Origin of the sequence: Chryseobacterium sp. JM1 (genome assembly GCF_000737715.1) — a bacterium.
GTDB lineage: Bacteria > Bacteroidota > Bacteroidia > Flavobacteriales > Weeksellaceae > Chryseobacterium.
In genome coordinates this window covers 208,234-224,353 of the sequence record NZ_JPRN01000003.1, presented here as the reverse complement: position 1 = coordinate 224,353, position 16,120 = coordinate 208,234, and the positions used below count along the sequence as shown (strand labels likewise).

Genomic DNA, 16,120 nt, shown 5'->3' with positions numbered 1-16,120 from the left:
ATGGGTTGTGATTTTAAATTGATAAGACAAAATTAGAACAAGAATAAGTCCGGCACTCTATAGAATTCAAACCAAGAATTATAAAATTCAAACAACTTCGGTTCTGATGGCATTGGGAGCCATTCCAGTCTGTTTTTTAAAGAAATTGGTAAAATAAGCAGGCTCTTCAAATCCCAATCCGTAAGCAATTTCGGAGATGTTCCAATCTGTGTGTTTCAGCAGTGCGGTAGCTTCCTGAACAATCCTTGAAGCAATCTGCTGGCTGGTGGTCTTACCAGTCATTTCTTTCACGGAACGGTTTAACGAATTCACGTGAATAGAAAGACTCTGTGCATAATCATTGGGAGTCTTCAATTTCAGAAATGCTTCAGGACTGTCGATGGGAAACTGTCTCTCCAGCAGTTCCATAAATAACGAAGCAACACGCTGGGATGCGTTCTGGTAGGGCTCAAAGTTCTCAGCAGGATGCATTTTCATGGTTTCATGAATCATCAGATGGAGGCATGCACGGAGCATATCATATTTGTGCATATATTCGGATTCGATCTCCGTCATCATCTTGATAAAAAGGTCTGAGATGGTCTTCTGCTGTTCTTCATCAACAAAGAACATAGGCGTTCCGCCAATTTTAAACAGCTGGGAATCCTGAAGATTTCCCAAACGCATTCCGTTCTGGAGAAACTGGTCGGTAAAGAGACAAAACCATCCTGTCTGGTCCTCATCATCCGCTTCCCATGAGTAGGGAACTACAGGGTTTGAAAACAAAAGTGCCGGACGGTCTACATAAATCCATTTATCTGCATAATGAAGCTTTCCTTTTCCGATAATAAGTGATATTTTGTAATAATCCCTCCTACTGTATGGTGTTAGCAGTGAGCAGCTTTCACGTGTAAATACGTTAAAATGCCCTATCCCGGGAGTTCTGACAGCTTCCAGCCTCTCCACGGATGCATTCCGCAAATAAAATCCCTGTATTGTTTCTTTAGATTCCATAGCACTAAGTTATAAAATTCAAACAAATAAAACATTCCTGATCCTAATGATTGATAAAATAAAAGATGGCCGACAAAAATTGCCGGCCACCTAAAATTGAATATATAGTTGATACCTGGTCTAGTGATGATGGTCGTGTTTCTTTTCCATTTTGTAGGCTTTGTTCTTTTTGGCCTTACTCTTTTTGTAATTATTTTTGTTACGGTTATAAACGGCTACAGGGTTCTGCCCTTTGTAATAATTCTTTTTGAATTTGGTGTATTTTTCCCTTCCAAGTATTCTTTCAATTTCATAATACCGATCTTCTCTCCAGCGGTCTGGCTGACTTACATAAGCCCTGTTCCAGGAATCATAATCGCGGTATCTGTCATTTAAGGCATTCAGCTGGTTGGTCTGTGCCACAGAAAGCAGAAGATCTGCTGCTACGGATTGCCAGTTTACATCTGTAATACTTCTTCTGTAATCGTTATAATAATCTGACTGCGCATAGCTGAGGCCAAAAGTCCCTGCAAGCATTAATGCTATCATTATTTTTTTCATCTTTAGTACCTTTTTTGGTTAACTGTTTTAGCATAGTCAATTAAAATGCCAAGTCTGTAATACATCTTCACAATCTTTGTTAAAAATTACAAAAACGACCTTGTTTTTTATCTAAAACACACATTTAAAACACTCGATAATAAGCAATAAACGATTCATAAACAGATAAAAATTCCATACATCATCACATTCAAAAACTCTATAACTCTCGAACCCTCCGACTCTTTCATTCTACTAAAATTTCGTTAAGTTTCCCAGAAACTCATGTTTTGTATTATTTTAATTTGTAATTTTAAGAGTGAGAAGTATACATCCGTAAGGTTTGTAATGTCGCGGGACCATTAGATTGCTTTATCAATTCAATGAAGCCAATCATTTATTAACACAATCAAATTTTAATGATTATGGAAAATATAAAGTTTGAAATATCTCCTTATCAGGATGAACTACAACTGTTACTGGACGGAGAAAAAGCAGGATATATGTCGATAAAAATTGACGGAAGACTGCTGATCGTTTATTACACAAAAATCATTGAAGAACGTGAAGGCCACGGATATGCCAAAATGCTTCTGGATGAATTGGTCCGGTATTCTGAAGAAAAAGACCTTCTGGTAGATCCGGAATGTGATTTTGTCCGCCAGCAGTTTGAAAATCATCCAGCCCGGTACAAAGATATCTGGCATGCCTGAATCATTCTTCCCACCAGTTGCTGAACTGATGGTGAGTACGTTTCATATCCACTATTTCCCCGATCATTGGGGTGAGGATACTGAGCCCTTTTTCTTTTCCTAGACCTGTTACTTTCTGCAGCGGCTCATTCCACGGGTGAAGAGCTAACGCAAATTTTGAAGAGTGAACGGGAATACTATGCTGAGCTTTAAGATCAACAGCTGCCTGGATCACATCTTCAGGCAGCGCGTGGATGTAGCGCCATGCTTCGTCATACTGCCCGTTTTCAAGGATGGCATAATCAAAAGGCCCGAATTGTTCACCTATCGTTTTAAAGTGGGAATCGTAGCCGCTGTCACCACCCAAAAATATTTTTTTAGTTGGAGTTTCCAGAACATAGGAAGTCCACAGCGTATTATTCTGTTTTATTTTCCGCCCGGAAAAATGTCTGGCCGGTGTAAAAGTAATTTTCAGATTATTTTTTAAAAGTACTTCTGCTCCCCATTCCTCTTCAATGAGGTTGTCTTCAGCATAGCCCCATCTTTCAAGGTGAGCACCGGCTCCCAGTGGTATAATTGCCTTACCGGTTCTATTTTTAATTGATTTCACTGTGGGATAATCCAAATGGTCAAAATGATCATGCGTGATGACCAGATAATCCAGATCAGGAATATCTTCCGGTTTAAAAAGATCCGAACCTTTAAATGCCTTGTTAAAATATTTGAACGGTGAACCGTAAAGGCTTAGCACAGGATCTACCAAAAAAGAAACGCCATCCGTTTGCAGATAATAAGATGAATGTCCCAGCCAGATAAAGACATCCTGATCTTTTCCGATACTTTTTAAATCTGTATGAATGGTAGGAATATTTTTCAAAGGCTTCAAAAGCGGATGTTTTTTTCCTAAAACAAAATCGTATGTAACCTTCATCGTACTGTAACCTTCGGTAATGGAAGGTGTATGACTGATGTTCCGGAACTGTTTGTTTTTATAGAGTTTTGACTGTTTTATCCGCTCCAGTCTTTTGCCTTTGGGTGCTGCTCCGAAAGCGGGCAGGTTCATCACGAAAAAATAAATTGTCACTAAAAGAACGGCTGTTAAAATCAGGTATAGCATCTGCATCGAAATAAGCCTCAAAGGTATTGACTTTTGATCTCACATGGAAAATTCGGCGATTTTTTAACTTAATTTATAAAGCTTTCTGAATAATTTATTACTTATTTGAATCGTAATAATCTTAAACTTTTTAACTTAGCGGATTGAAAAAAAATTCAAAACAGATTGAAAAATTATTCGATAATACTGCTGGCAGCGGCACTCTCTTCATGTACGTCTATCAGAAGACACAATGAGCAAAGAGCTACATGTATTGGTCCCGACGAGCTTAAGGAAGACGTAGATTACGCCTACCTAAAGCTTCAGCAGATGCATCCCCAACTTTACTGGTATATTTCTAAACCGGAACTTGACCGTAAATTTGACAGTCTTAAAGGAACCATTGACGAATCTTTAACTCCGCTTCAGTTTTATTTTAAACTGCAGCCTGTGATCGCTGACATCCGTGAAGGTCACCTTGCCCTGAGAATTCCCCGAAAAAAATTCACGAAAAGACAAATCAAATCCCTTGAGCATAAAAAAGGGATGTTCAGCCGTTTTGAATATTATGTGAAAGATGATCGTTTATTTATTATTCAGAATAAAGATTCGATTGAACATATAAAACCGGGAACTGAAATCCTTTCGATTAATAAAGTTCCTGTTTCCGATTATGTGAAAAAATACCGCGAACTGATCAGCAGTGATGGTTACAACACTACGTTTCAATCTTATTTCCTGAAGGATGTTTTTTTTAATTTTTATACTGCAGAACACGGATTTAAAGACACGGCTTCTATAGAAACGTTGTATAATGGTGAAAAACAAACGTATACCCTGCACCGTGAATCCAAATCTAAAAACGATCTGGACAAAGACAAGGAACTGGAAAAAAGAACGCCTGAAAAGAAAGTTAATGATTATGTAGCTTCCAGTAATTCTTATAACCGAAATTTTAAGTTCCTGGATAAGGACAGCACGACTGCCTATATTAAAGTAAAGAGTTTTTCAAGAGATTATTCCGAGAAATTTTACAAAGAAACATTTGCAAAAATAAAAAATGCAGGATCCAAGTATCTTATTATCGATGTCCGAAACAATTACGGAGGATCTTTGCATGAAATCAATAACCTGTATTCTTATCTGGCTCCGGAACCCTATGTTTTGATAAAGCCTTCACAGCTTACTTCCAGAATCACTCCGTTAAAAACAAATTATTTCAGAAAAAGCACCCCTTTCCAATATGCTTTTAAGAGTCTGGCTTATCCTACTTATGTTTTTGCACAGACCTTCAGTACTTATAAAAAAGATGGAAAGGTGTATTATAAAATGAAAGCCGACAAGCCTACGAAACCCAATAAGGATGCATTTCAGGGGAAGGTTTTTGTATTGATCAACGGCGGAAGTTTTTCAGCTTCTTCTATCATTACGGCAAAACTGAAATATGATAAGCGGGCAATTCTCGTGGGTGAAGAAACCGGTGGTGCCAATGACGGAACGGTAGCAGGATTCTATTCTTATCAGAAACTGCCGCATTCAAAGATCAATCTTCCTATCGGCTTACTGCTGGTGCAGCCAAACATTGATTTTCTGAATACAAAAAAAGGTGTTGTTCCTGATATTACCATCACTGAATGTATGCAGGATATTATCGATAAAAAAGATCCGCAGCTGGATTGGGTGGAAAATGAAATTGCCAAAGAAAAAGGACTTCAATAGTTTTATAAATAGTTTCGGCGGGCTTTCAGCCCGCCGAAACTATTCTCATTTCTTCAATTCCTTCAACAAATCTTCAATATGTACGATATATCTTCCATAATACCGGTTGAACCAGAACTGTCCCATCAAATAGAGTGCAAAGAGTCCTACCGTCACTGAGCTGATCAGAATCACAGCAGCTTTTACTTCACTGATCGGTTCGGGCCAAGGAATAAATTCTATAACGATGATCATTTCGCAAACAATAAAAGGAACAAAGCTCAGATAATACGAAAGATAATACTGTTTATTGAGATTAAACTGCGCTACGAGATCCTTTAAAGAATCATAAGTTTTGAGCATTGGATTGCTGATATCATTGTAAAGTCTGAAAAATTTACTGAAAAAGAATATCGTCACCAGCAGCATTGACGCGATAAGAACCGTAATGTAAAACTGTAGTTTAAAGGGCTGGCAAAAGGCACATACGATAAATGAAAAAACAAAGATCGCAATGATGGACCAGAATTCCATGCGCATATTCTTGCGTACTTTTTCCAGCGGAAGGCTGATCTTGTTTCTCTGCTCAATACTTATTTCAGGGGTTTCTTCTGAAACCTCTTCATTCCACACATTTTTTAATTCATCTATATTCATTGGTATTGATTTAAAGTTATGATTGATTTAAGTTTAAGATATCTTTCAGTTTATTTTTAGCGCGGTTCATTCTTACCCGGACATTACCTTCGGAGATTCCCATTTGTTCTGCGATTTCTTTTCCTGAAAAGTCTTCCAGATAATAAAAGATAAACGCTTTATCGATGGAGTTCAGCTGGCGGATCGCTTCATACATATGAACCAGTTTTTCGTCTTTTCCGTAGTCGTATTCATCTTGAATGACCTTGTATCCTGTAAAGTCTTCATTAGAAATAAAACTTCTTCTTTTCTCAGATTTCAGAAAAATAATAGACGTGTTGAGGGCGATTCTGTAAAGCCAGGTAGAAAATTCGCTCTGTCCCTTGAAGCTGGGATAAGCCTTCCATATCTGGTAAGTGATTTCCTGAAAAAGATCATCCCGGTCGTCTTTTTCGGACATGTACATTTTGGAAATCTTAAAAATGATTCCTTTATGCTTTTCTATTCTGTCTAAAAATTCCTGCTCTAATGAGTTCATATTTTCGGGCTCTATAGAGTTAGTTATCATTGTAAAAAAATGTTACATGTATTTCTTAAAAATAAAAAAATCCGGCAGAAAATTTTCTACCGGATGTCATTCTATTCAAAAAAAAATTATTCTACAATTATTTTTTTCGCGGGAACAGCATTCCCTTCAGAAACAATTTTCAACAGATAAATACCTTTCTGAACATCATTGATATATACTTTATTGCTTCCTTTGTTCAGTTTTTGTACTGTTTTAATCAGTCTTCCTGAGCTGTCATAAAGCTCTGCAGACGTATTATTTTTATTACTTTCTATGGTAAAGACGCCGTCTTTTACAGGATTTGGATACACTGTAAATCCATCCTGAGGTCTGCCCGTTTCATTGGTTGCCAGTAATGCGCCATTTCCAATTCCAACAGCATACCATGCTTTTACATTTTGCAGCTGCTCGTTACTGGAAGTGCCATAAAGATCTGTTACAGCCTGCTTGGTAAAATTATAAGCATCCATATAAGTTGTATTGGGTGTCATATAATTGGTTAAAGCTCTGTAAATGATTTTTTCGGCTTTCTCAATGGTGATTCCGGTTACATTAAACGCATTCCCGATATCATTGGTTCCTGAACCTCCCTGCGAAAGAAGATAGAACCAGTAATTTCCTACCCCACTATTGGTATGCACCCCTCCATGATCGTTATCAACCGTAGGATTGGCTGTACTTGCCCAATAGGTTCCGTTATAGGTATCCGGCTGAGGACCGGGATTTACATTATTCGGGTCAGACATACTTCTCATGTATGGACTCGGAGATGGATTTAAAAATGATGCTGTAGGAATTCCCTCTCCGATAGTCCAGTTGGCAGTGGTTCCGGAGTAAAATTCTATCGCTGTTCCAAACATATCAGCAATAGATTCATTGATAGCACCGGATTCAGCTTCATAATTCAAACCGCCAAGGCCATTTCTCCCTATAATTAAATGGGAATATTCATGTCCGGCAACATCTATTCCCACGACAGGATTCATCAGGGTGAGCAATCCACCCAGAATTTTTCCATTCCCATAAAGCATACATACAATTCCCCCATACAAAGGAGTATCAAGCGCTGCTGCATTCGCACCTCCTGTAAGCCCTCCGAAATCGAAGTTGTAATAGTTATCAATTTTAGCTCCATTTCCATCGTAGCTGTTTCTGTTGTGTCTCGCCATATAATAATCGTAGGCATTTTTCATTCCCCAATGAACTTCCACTGCTGGTTTTGTATCTACAGCTGTATACTCTGCAACAGGATTAATGTATTCCTGAACATTGATAATTCCACCGTTTATGGTATCTACATCCAGCGTTGTCCCATTCATCGTATGGATATTTCTCGCATTGTCTTTAAGGCGAAACTGTCCATTGTATGAATCAACAGTAATCGGCTGGTTTCCTTTGTAATAAGTAGTACTTGTAGATGGTGTGTCCGCATCATGAATTCTTGAATTTTTCTTTACAACTGCTCCTGAAGCATTGTCTATATAATACGTATAGGCCTGTAAAGGGTTCATAGATAATGCTTCTACTTTAGAAGAATGGTACATAACAGCTTTTCTTCCGTTATTCACTTTTGTGATGACTTCTTCAATAGCTGAAATTGTAATTTTACCGCTGGCTTTAAGATCAGATGCAATGATTGACCGTACTTTCTGTAAGGTAGGCTGCTGTTTTGGGGAAAGATTAATATCAGTAATGATCTCACCGTTTACATATACTAATTTTCCATTTTTTTCATGCAACAAGATCATATCATCCATTACTTTAACTCCTTTATAATAATGATCGTACACAGCATGCTTAATTCCCAATTCATCTTTACTCTCTTTGAGAAGCCTGTAGGTATGATCGCTTCCCGTTCCCAGCCATTCACCTAAATGGTTGACTAAAAAGTCTGATGAAACATTCACCCCGCTAAAATCGGCATTAAAATTCCCCATCACAGAAGTTCCGGAAATTCTTGGAAGTTCTTTCACTGAAATTTCAGTTCTTCCTTTGTTTTGTGCATTCATTAAAGCTGCCGGAGCAAAACCTACCACCATGGCAAAAGCCAGTGTATGGGCGAAAGTAGTTATTCTTTTCATTTTACGTTGTTTTTTTGGTATTTCACAGTTAGTAGAAAAAACAACAAATTGTTACATACTTTTCAAAACTAACTTTATTTCATTATACATTTCATTGAAAAAATCGCTTAAATTAATCAGTAAGTATAGGATTTTTCGGAAATATTAAAGACTTGATTTATTTTATAAAAATCAGCTTCATCTTTACAAAAAATCAAAGGGGCTGATATTGGAATGAAGGTTTAATTTTGAATATTTTTTTTAAATACAAAGCTTCCTAATACTTCACTATTCTGCACAATATATTAGTGTCATTCGTGCAAAATATTTGTGAAATTTGTGTTTTAAAAACGTAAGGTCTTATCAGAACATCAGATAGTTTCAGTAACGAAAATAATTTTATCTGAACTTTACACAAACAAAAAACCCAACAGAAAATTTCCTGCAGGGCCCCATTGTGTGTTTTTTTAAGTTTTACTCCAACTATGTTTTAGAAAAACAAAGTCTTTGTACGAATTAATTTTAATCTATAAACCTACTCATGAATGGCTTATATCTTAAATTGAACAGTCAGTTAAAAATTTGAACAGTCAAAGTCCGAATTGGACACTAACATTTTATGTTTCTAATAGTTAGTAGAAAAAAAGCAAAAATGTTACACCATTTAGGGAAAAATTTTAATTAAAACCCCACAATATATTTTTTCAATTTTCAGTAAGTTTTGTAAACCCTTTGGTACTGCCCGTTTTCAATAATTGTATTTTTTATTTACTATTAAAAAAAATAAGTCCCGGTAGAAAAAATTCACCGGGACTGTATTTGTATTTTTAAAGTATCAGAAAGTTTTAAGATGGAAGATGTACAGAGAAAATTAATTTAGCCTGTCCAGCGCTTTCATAAGAATATGAAGATCAATAAAATCAAGTTTCACGCCGATGATAATGAAAATCAGAAGAACCAGTGTCAGAAATATAATGATAAAAATATACACTGAAACAAACCATATCACCGTATTCAGAATGTTCCCCTGAAGTCCAAACTTATTTATGAAAAACCTTTGAGAACGTTCAAACCATGAGTTTTTACGCGTTTTCTTAGGTTCTATTTCAAGGCCGTTCAGTTCGTCCACCAAACGGACAACATCTTCTATATATCGTCCATACATATAATAAATCCAATATCTGATGATAAACCACACCAGCATCAGCGTAATAAGGAAACTGATCCCGAAAATGGCAAGATTATACTTCATTTCAAAGTGAAAGCTGATCTTGATGAGAGACAACAGGAAGGCCAGCGGAATGTAGGAAATGTAATAGGAAATGTAGATTTCTTTCGATATTAAAAGTTGTGTTTTAAGGTTAAATAAATCATAGTTTGTATTGATACTGCTGTTGCATAGCATTTTGTAAAGCTTGAGAAAACGCGAGTAAAAATAAATAATGAAGGCAAGTGTGAGTGCGACGACAAATGCCGATATAATTACAATATTGGTGTCTCCGGAAGCAAACGGAAAACCCATTAAAAGCATAGGCAGGGTGACGACCATCAGCCAGAATTCTGTCTGCATATTAATCTTCAGCATCCGCATAGGCGAATGAATTTCACGCTGTTTCTCAAGAGAAATCTCAGGCAGATCCTGCCTGTTGTCTTTATCCCAAAGTTCTTTAAAATTTTCTAACTCCATTTGTTTTGCTTTAAATCTTGTTGCCCTTCTGCTTTTCTATGATCTCCTTCAGTTTTGTTTTTGCCCGGTTCATTTTTACACGGGCATTCACCTCAGTGATCCCCAACTGGCGGGCGATTTCCCTGCCGGGAAAATCTTCCAAAAAGAAAAAGATAAGCGCCTTGTCTATAGGGCTGAGCTGGTGGATTGCTTCATACATCAGCTTCATATTTCTGTCATCTGCATCATTATAGGATTCTTGCGGAACAACAAGATTTTCTATTCCCTGATTTTGTATAAAACTACGTTTTTTTTCGCTACGCAAAAATACGATCGCAGTATTAAGTGCAGTCCGGTAGAGCCACGTAGAGAAGTCACTCCTCCTCTGGAAATCGCCGTATGATTTCCAGGCCTGATAAATGATCTCCTGATAAAGATCATTCTGATCATCCTGATCGTCCATATACATTTTAGAGATCTTGAAAATAACACCTTTGTGTTTTTCAATTTTCTCTAAAAATTCTTTTTCCATTAAAGACATGCTCGAAACTCTACTCGTACAGCAGTATTTAAAGTAAATACCACAATTTTAACACAAAAACTAAAAACTCCACGTGTCAAAGTACAAAATCCTCAAAAAATAAAGAAATTTAATGAGGATTATTATTTTATGTTAACTAGATCCGAAAAATCTGTCTAGAAAATATAGTCTGTACTTAAAAAATTAGAATCGTGTTCTCTGACGATGGTATTTAATAGTTTCTTGTTGGAATCTGTCAGTTTTGCAGCTACCAGAGACCTTATGGAGAATGAACGGAGTGCATCAAAAACAGAAAGCGTTCCTTCCGCACTGTCTTTTCTTCCGGTAAACGGAAAAACGTCCGGACCACGCTGAGCCTGGCAATTGATATTCACACGGCTCACCAGATTCACAAACGGGTCAATTAATCTGGAAACTTCCTGAGGATCTTCACTAAAAATGCTTACCTGCATTCCGTGGGATGCATTCACCTGATAATCGATAGGTTCTTCGATGTCTTCAAACGGAACCACCGGAATGACCGGACCGAACTGCTCTTCGTGATACAGCTTCATATCACTGTTTACCGGATACACCACAGCAGGAAACACAAAAGATTCTTCTGTAAATCCTCCGTTTTCATTTAAAACTTTCGCACCTTTAGCCAAAGCATCTTCAATACATTCTTTCAGATACATTGGTTTATTCACTTCAGGAAGCGGTGTTACCTTTACATCTTTTTCCCACGGAAGTCCGGGTTTCAATGCGGAAATAGCAGCACTTAATTTTTGGGTAAATTCTTCCGCAATTTCTTTCTGAACAAAGATCAGTTTCAATGCGGTACAACGCTGTCCGTTGAATGACAATGCTCCCAGTATACATTCGCTCACTGCTACATTTAAATCTGCATTTTTAGTTACAATGGCTGCATTTTTAGCATCAAGACTCAGAATAGCGCGTAAACGGTTTACTTTAGGATGCAGTTTCTTCAATCCGTTGGCCACTTTGCTGGATCCGATAAAGGCCAGAACATTAACTTTTCCACTTTCCATAATGGGAGTAATGATCTCTGAACCTTTTCCGTAAAGCGTGTTGACAGTTCCTTTCGGGAAGGCTTCTTTGAAAGCATTCAGTAATGGATAATGAGCCAGAACTCCATGTTTTGGAAGTTTAAACAAAATCGTATTTCCCATGATCAGTGCGGGAATCAGTGTGGTGAAGATCTCATTTAAAGGATAATTGAACGGTCCCATACTCAGCACAACGCCCAGCGGCGCTCTTCTGATCTGTGCAATGGTTCCTTCAGCTTCCTGAAAACGGGAGGATTCTCTGTCCAAATCTTTCAGGGCATCAATGGTCTGGTTGATATAATCTACAGTCCTGTCGAATTCTTTAGTAGAATCTGCCAAAGTTTTTCCGATCTCCCACATGAGCAGTTTAATTATAAGGTCACGCTGCTGGATCATCAGATAAACAAATTTCTGCATACACTGAATACGCCCTTCTACAGACATCGTAGGCCATTCTCCGAGACCATTATCGTAGGCTTTAACCGAAGCTTCAAGAACTTCCATCGCTTCTTTCGGGCTGATATTTGGGATACTTCCCAGCAATTTTCTTTGGAGACCGTTTTCCGTAGGAATGCAGACCGGCGAATAGATATTCTGAACCTCTCCTTTCCATTCCACCAGTTCTCCATTGAGAAGATAGACTTTCTGATGAATCTCCTGTACTTTAAATTCTTCCGGAATTTCGTTTTCACTTTTAAAAATATTCTGAAACAACGGCTTATTGACTGAATCCATAAATTTTTATTTTTTGATAATTGCGTGTCATTCTAAAATTAACAGAATAAAGGTAGCCGTTAAAATCGGTTTTAAAAACAGCCGGTTGATAGATTTGCTCTATTTGGCGGGTGTTTGAATTAAAATTAATGTCAGGTACTGAAAAAATGAATAATTTTACTAAAAATAAAATTTCATGTTTTCAAAATTAGCTTTCAGCACCTTATTGTTTTTCTCAGCATTTATTTTTGCTCAAAACACCAAAACAGCGAATACTGTTCTGATGGGAGGAAAACCGGTACATACTTATGCGAAACTTCCTGCAGTGAATAAAGCAGCCCCGAAGTTTACCCTTACAGACGTTACGATGAAGGATCAGACACTTGATTCCTACAAAGGAAAATACATGATCCTGAACATTTTTCCAAGTGTGGATACAGGTGTTTGTTCAGCTTCTGTCCATCATTTCAATGAAGACGCAGCGAGTATTCCCAATACGGTTGTTCTCTGTATTTCTAAAGATCTTCCTTTTGCCCAAAAAAGATTTTGTGGTGCAGAAGGAATCAAAAATGTCGTAATGCTTTCAGATTTCCGTTCAGATTTCGGAAAAACGTATGGCGTGGAAATCACGGATTCTGTAATGAAAGGACTTTTAAGCAGAGCTGTTGTTGTGATCGATCCTTCTGGAAAAATCATTTATGAAGAACAGGTTGCTGATATTTCGCAGGAACCGAATTATGAAGCGGCGATTGCAGCTGTGAAAAAATAAGCTTTTGCTTTTGTAATAATTTAAACTGGGCTTCGGCGATCTTCGATCGCCGAAGCCCATTATTTTTTCAGTTTCTCCTTCTTTTTTGTGGTGATAACAATAACGCCGTTTTTGGCTTTTACACCATAAATAGCAGTTGTATCTTTCATTATATTAATCGATTTTATCATTTTAGGATCAACCATATTAAGTTCTTCCAAACTGCTTAGCTTCCCATTGATTATATATAAAGGTTTTTCATTATTCCTAATGGTTAATGAAGCTCCCCCAATTATTTTTTTATGATGAAAAGGACTCTCTATCTGTTTAGTAGAAACTACCTTACCAATCACACCACTCAACTGTACCGGTATATCATTCTGTTGAGTATTTACCAAAAGATTTCCTGGAATTACGGAAACAGCTCCCAACAATTTCCGGTCTCTCTGTTTATTAAATCCAGAAAATACAATTTCTCTGATCTCTTCCGTCTTTAAAGTATCCTTGACCGTATTTTGCTGAGCATTTACGGAAACAAACCCTCCTGTTGTTAATATAAAACCAACCGCAAACTTCGTAAAGAGCGAATTAATAAAAGAATAATTCAGATTTCTGTTCAGCTGTGATGCATTGAAATTTCCGCAAATATCCATTGAAGGATCAGAAAAAGCTTCTATAATTTCCTGATCAGAAGCAACGGTGAAATCTCTCACGGTCTTGGAACAAACAGAACAGAACCTTCCTTTTTCTTCGGGGGTCATGGTTTCCCAGTTCTCGTGACACGGTTTTGGTATGGTGATTTTCATAGTCTCTTTTTATATAGAGATGCGGGAATCATGAGAAAGGTTGGAAAGGTTATGTTGAAATAAATGATATTGTTGGAATAACTCAAAGATTTCCAAACAGAAAAATCTTTTTCGATAATTAATACCACCAAACCTTATAGGTTTTAAAAACCTATAAGGTTTAGATCAACGGCCAATAAAAAATCAGCACGATCTGCAAAATCTGCGCGATAAAACAAAAAAACTTCTCTCTTTATTGTTGGAATATCGCAAAGACGCAAATGATATGACAAAAACATGTTGTAAGGCGCAAAGATTTTATCTCCGATAAAATTGAGTACCGCCGTTATTGCGAGGAGCGCAGCGACAAAGCAATCTCACTCACCATCCCACTTGCTGAAAATCTTTGATTTCCTTGCGACTTAAATATTCACACAGCTTATAATGCCTTGCGACTTTGCGATTACCCAACAGAAAAATTCCTTCAATAATTATCACCCTCAAACCTTATAGGTTTTAAAAACCTATAAGGTTTAGATCAACGGCCAATAAAAAATCAGCACGATCTGCAAAATCTGCGCGATAAAATAAAAAAACTTCTCTCTTTTATTGTTGGAACATCGCAAAGACACAAATGATATGACAAAAACACGTTGTAAGGCGCAAAGATTTTATCTCCGATAAAATTGAGTACCGCCGTTATTGCGAGGAGCAAAGCGACGAAGCAATCTCACCATCGTCTCTGCTCAAAATTGTCGATCTTCTTGTATTTCACCCACTGGATAATCCTGTATGATAGAAATTTAAACAGCTCAAAATAATTATACTATTATTAAAATCTTCATCAATTTCTACAGTATAGATAGTTTTCAAAAACTTTTGTTTGTGATGAAGGCTTACCAATAACTGATCTTCCCAGTTGTATAAATTCAGTTTCTTAGATAGCCACCCTTTATGTTGATAGGTATAGATTTCAGTAGTTTCTCCATAATAAAATACCCTGCTTTTTGAAGCATCAAATTTTAAAACCAATCTTCCGGATGCATCAAAAATATTCGTGCCCATCCACAAAAAACCTGTGCCTTTAATCATATACACTTCATTCCCAATTTTTATTCTGTCATTGAGACCACCAATAAATCCAAATAAAAGTTCTCCCATCTGCTCTTGCTTTTCGTTGAGCAGTTGAAGAGAGCTGCTGGATTCGTTTGCTTTAAAAACCTTCATACATTTATAAACTATTTATCAGGCCTCTATTTAATCTGAATTCGGAACAAGGCCCAGCATTTTTAATTTTACCAGAAAATATGCCACTGGCGAAGAGCGTCGTTCAGAACCCAAAACAGAACTACAGTTTTCCTTATCGTTGTCAAGGTTTAAAACCTTCACAAGGATAACCCGAACCCAAGCTATTTAAGCATTGGAAATATATTCTTTCTGAAAACAAAAACAATTATGGCTGAGAAAAGCAATGAAAATACAGACAACCCTATTTTGATCATCTCTTCCGTGGATTCATCAACTGTATTGTATCGGGCTTCTTTACTGTTTGTCATTGATGACAAAGAAATCATCCTTTGTTGTACAATGGGATCTTTAAAACCATAATCTTTTGCCTTTTCATAATCCATGTAAGCTTCATCCTTAAATTTCATTAAAAAAGCCACATTTCCCAGATCAAACAATAACCGAGCAACAATTTCGTCTTCAGGTTCTACAAAAGATATCCGCTCATTTAACTGATAAAAAAGAGATTTGCGAAGTCTGTATAATTCCTCTTTGGGTAAATCCATTTCAGGGCGTTTTCTGCTTCCGAAATCAGTATGAATTAAGGATTCTGAATTATAGGGTCCACTTCCTTTAATTTTTGCTTTCAAAATATTAGCATGAATCCACTCCGAACCGGAATGGGATCCGGGATTGATTTTAATAGACTTTTCGATCCATTTTAAAGCCTCAACATTATTCCCTATCAGTTCATATGCTGTCCCCATATTGGAAGCTGTAGAATATCTGCCGGGAGCAATAGATTCAATACGTTTGTACAATTCTATGGCTTCTTTATATTTTTTAAGAATAATCAGGATATAGCCTTTATCCGACAAATAATCCAGATCTTTTGTTCTTTCGTATTCTTTCTCTAGTCCGACTAAAGTTTTTTCCAAGCCTTCAGAATTGTTAAAACTGTGACCTCTGGGAACAAATCCCTTAAAATCCGTATAAATTTCAGTTCCATCTTTGAGTTTTCTGGTCTCTCCGTTTAAACAGGCCAACACCGGAATTGAAAACAAAGAGCAAAACATTAAACTTAAAAATAGCTTTCTCATAAACAGTTATCTGAAATTTTACAATAAA

15 protein-coding genes are annotated in these 16,120 nt (G+C 36.9%); 3 read left to right on the top strand and 12 right to left on the bottom strand.

Annotated features, from left to right (window positions below):
* Positions 1 to 87: 87 nt before the first annotated feature.
* Both IW22_RS06115 and IW22_RS06110 read right to left on the bottom strand, forming a co-directional pair.
* A complete protein-coding gene (locus tag IW22_RS06115) occupies positions 88 to 993 on the bottom strand; it encodes a helix-turn-helix domain-containing protein (protein ID WP_034725037.1) in 906 nt (301 codons plus the stop codon).
* Between the two features lie 120 nt (positions 994 to 1,113).
* Positions 1,114 to 1,533: a hypothetical protein gene (locus IW22_RS06110; protein WP_051891124.1), complete on the bottom strand. Its 420-nt coding sequence runs from the start codon at positions 1,531 to 1,533 to the stop codon at positions 1,114 to 1,116.
* Positions 1,534 to 1,937: 404 nt separating this feature from the next.
* Here IW22_RS06110 and IW22_RS06105 point away from each other — a divergent pair, with 404 nt between their 5' ends.
* The gene (locus IW22_RS06105) at positions 1,938 to 2,225 is read left to right on the top strand and encodes a GNAT family N-acetyltransferase (protein ID WP_034725627.1); all 288 of its coding nucleotides are present in this window, start codon (positions 1,938 to 1,940) and stop codon (positions 2,223 to 2,225) included.
* A gap of 1 nt (position 2,226) precedes the next feature.
* Here IW22_RS06105 and IW22_RS06100 read toward each other — a convergent pair whose 3' ends face one another.
* Positions 2,227 to 3,267, bottom strand: a complete 1,041-nt coding sequence (locus IW22_RS06100; protein ID WP_228384019.1) for an MBL fold metallo-hydrolase — start codon at positions 3,265 to 3,267, stop codon at positions 2,227 to 2,229.
* 219 nt (positions 3,268 to 3,486) lie between these two features.
* Here IW22_RS06100 and IW22_RS06095 point away from each other — a divergent pair, with 219 nt between their 5' ends.
* Positions 3,487 to 5,019, top strand: a complete 1,533-nt coding sequence (locus tag IW22_RS06095; protein WP_034725036.1) for a S41 family peptidase — start codon at positions 3,487 to 3,489, stop codon at positions 5,017 to 5,019.
* Between the two features lie 45 nt (positions 5,020 to 5,064).
* Here IW22_RS06095 and IW22_RS06090 read toward each other — a convergent pair whose 3' ends face one another.
* From IW22_RS06090 to IW22_RS06065, 6 genes are all read right to left on the bottom strand, one after another.
* Positions 5,065 to 5,655 (bottom strand): hypothetical protein, encoded by a 591-nt coding sequence (locus tag IW22_RS06090; protein ID WP_034725035.1) that lies wholly within the window; start codon positions 5,653 to 5,655, stop codon positions 5,065 to 5,067.
* Positions 5,656 to 5,671: 16 nt separating this feature from the next.
* Positions 5,672 to 6,172, bottom strand: a complete 501-nt coding sequence (locus IW22_RS06085; protein WP_034725034.1) for an RNA polymerase sigma factor — start codon at positions 6,170 to 6,172, stop codon at positions 5,672 to 5,674.
* A 116-nt stretch (positions 6,173 to 6,288) separates the two neighbouring features.
* The gene (locus tag IW22_RS06080; RefSeq protein WP_034725033.1) at positions 6,289 to 8,283 is read right to left on the bottom strand and encodes a M4 family metallopeptidase; all 1,995 of its coding nucleotides are present in this window, start codon (positions 8,281 to 8,283) and stop codon (positions 6,289 to 6,291) included.
* An 850-nt stretch (positions 8,284 to 9,133) separates the two neighbouring features.
* Positions 9,134 to 9,949, bottom strand: coding sequence for a hypothetical protein (locus IW22_RS06075; RefSeq protein ID WP_034725032.1), 816 nt, complete (start codon positions 9,947 to 9,949; stop codon positions 9,134 to 9,136).
* 10 nt (positions 9,950 to 9,959) lie between these two features.
* Positions 9,960 to 10,469, bottom strand: a complete 510-nt coding sequence (locus IW22_RS06070) for an RNA polymerase sigma factor (protein ID WP_034725030.1) — start codon at positions 10,467 to 10,469, stop codon at positions 9,960 to 9,962.
* A 155-nt stretch (positions 10,470 to 10,624) separates the two neighbouring features.
* Entirely contained in the window at positions 10,625 to 12,253 is a 1,629-nt protein-coding gene (locus tag IW22_RS06065; RefSeq protein ID WP_034725029.1) for an NADP-dependent glyceraldehyde-3-phosphate dehydrogenase, read from the bottom strand.
* Between the two features lie 175 nt (positions 12,254 to 12,428).
* On the opposite strand from IW22_RS06065, the gene tpx reads away from it, so the two are divergent.
* A complete protein-coding gene (gene tpx / locus IW22_RS06060; protein WP_185113574.1) occupies positions 12,429 to 13,001 on the top strand; it encodes a thiol peroxidase in 573 nt (190 codons plus the stop codon).
* Between the two features lie 59 nt (positions 13,002 to 13,060).
* On the opposite strand, the gene IW22_RS06055 is transcribed toward tpx, so the two are convergent.
* From IW22_RS06055 to IW22_RS06045, 3 genes are all read right to left on the bottom strand, one after another.
* Positions 13,061 to 13,786, bottom strand: coding sequence for a TonB-dependent receptor plug domain-containing protein (locus IW22_RS06055; RefSeq protein WP_034725028.1), 726 nt, complete (start codon positions 13,784 to 13,786; stop codon positions 13,061 to 13,063).
* Positions 13,787 to 14,536: 750 nt separating this feature from the next.
* Positions 14,537 to 14,992: a hypothetical protein gene (locus IW22_RS06050; protein WP_034725027.1), complete on the bottom strand. Its 456-nt coding sequence runs from the start codon at positions 14,990 to 14,992 to the stop codon at positions 14,537 to 14,539.
* 182 nt (positions 14,993 to 15,174) lie between these two features.
* Entirely contained in the window at positions 15,175 to 16,092 is a 918-nt protein-coding gene (locus IW22_RS06045; protein ID WP_117616565.1) for a tetratricopeptide repeat protein, read from the bottom strand.
* Positions 16,093 to 16,120: the final 28 nt, after the last annotated feature.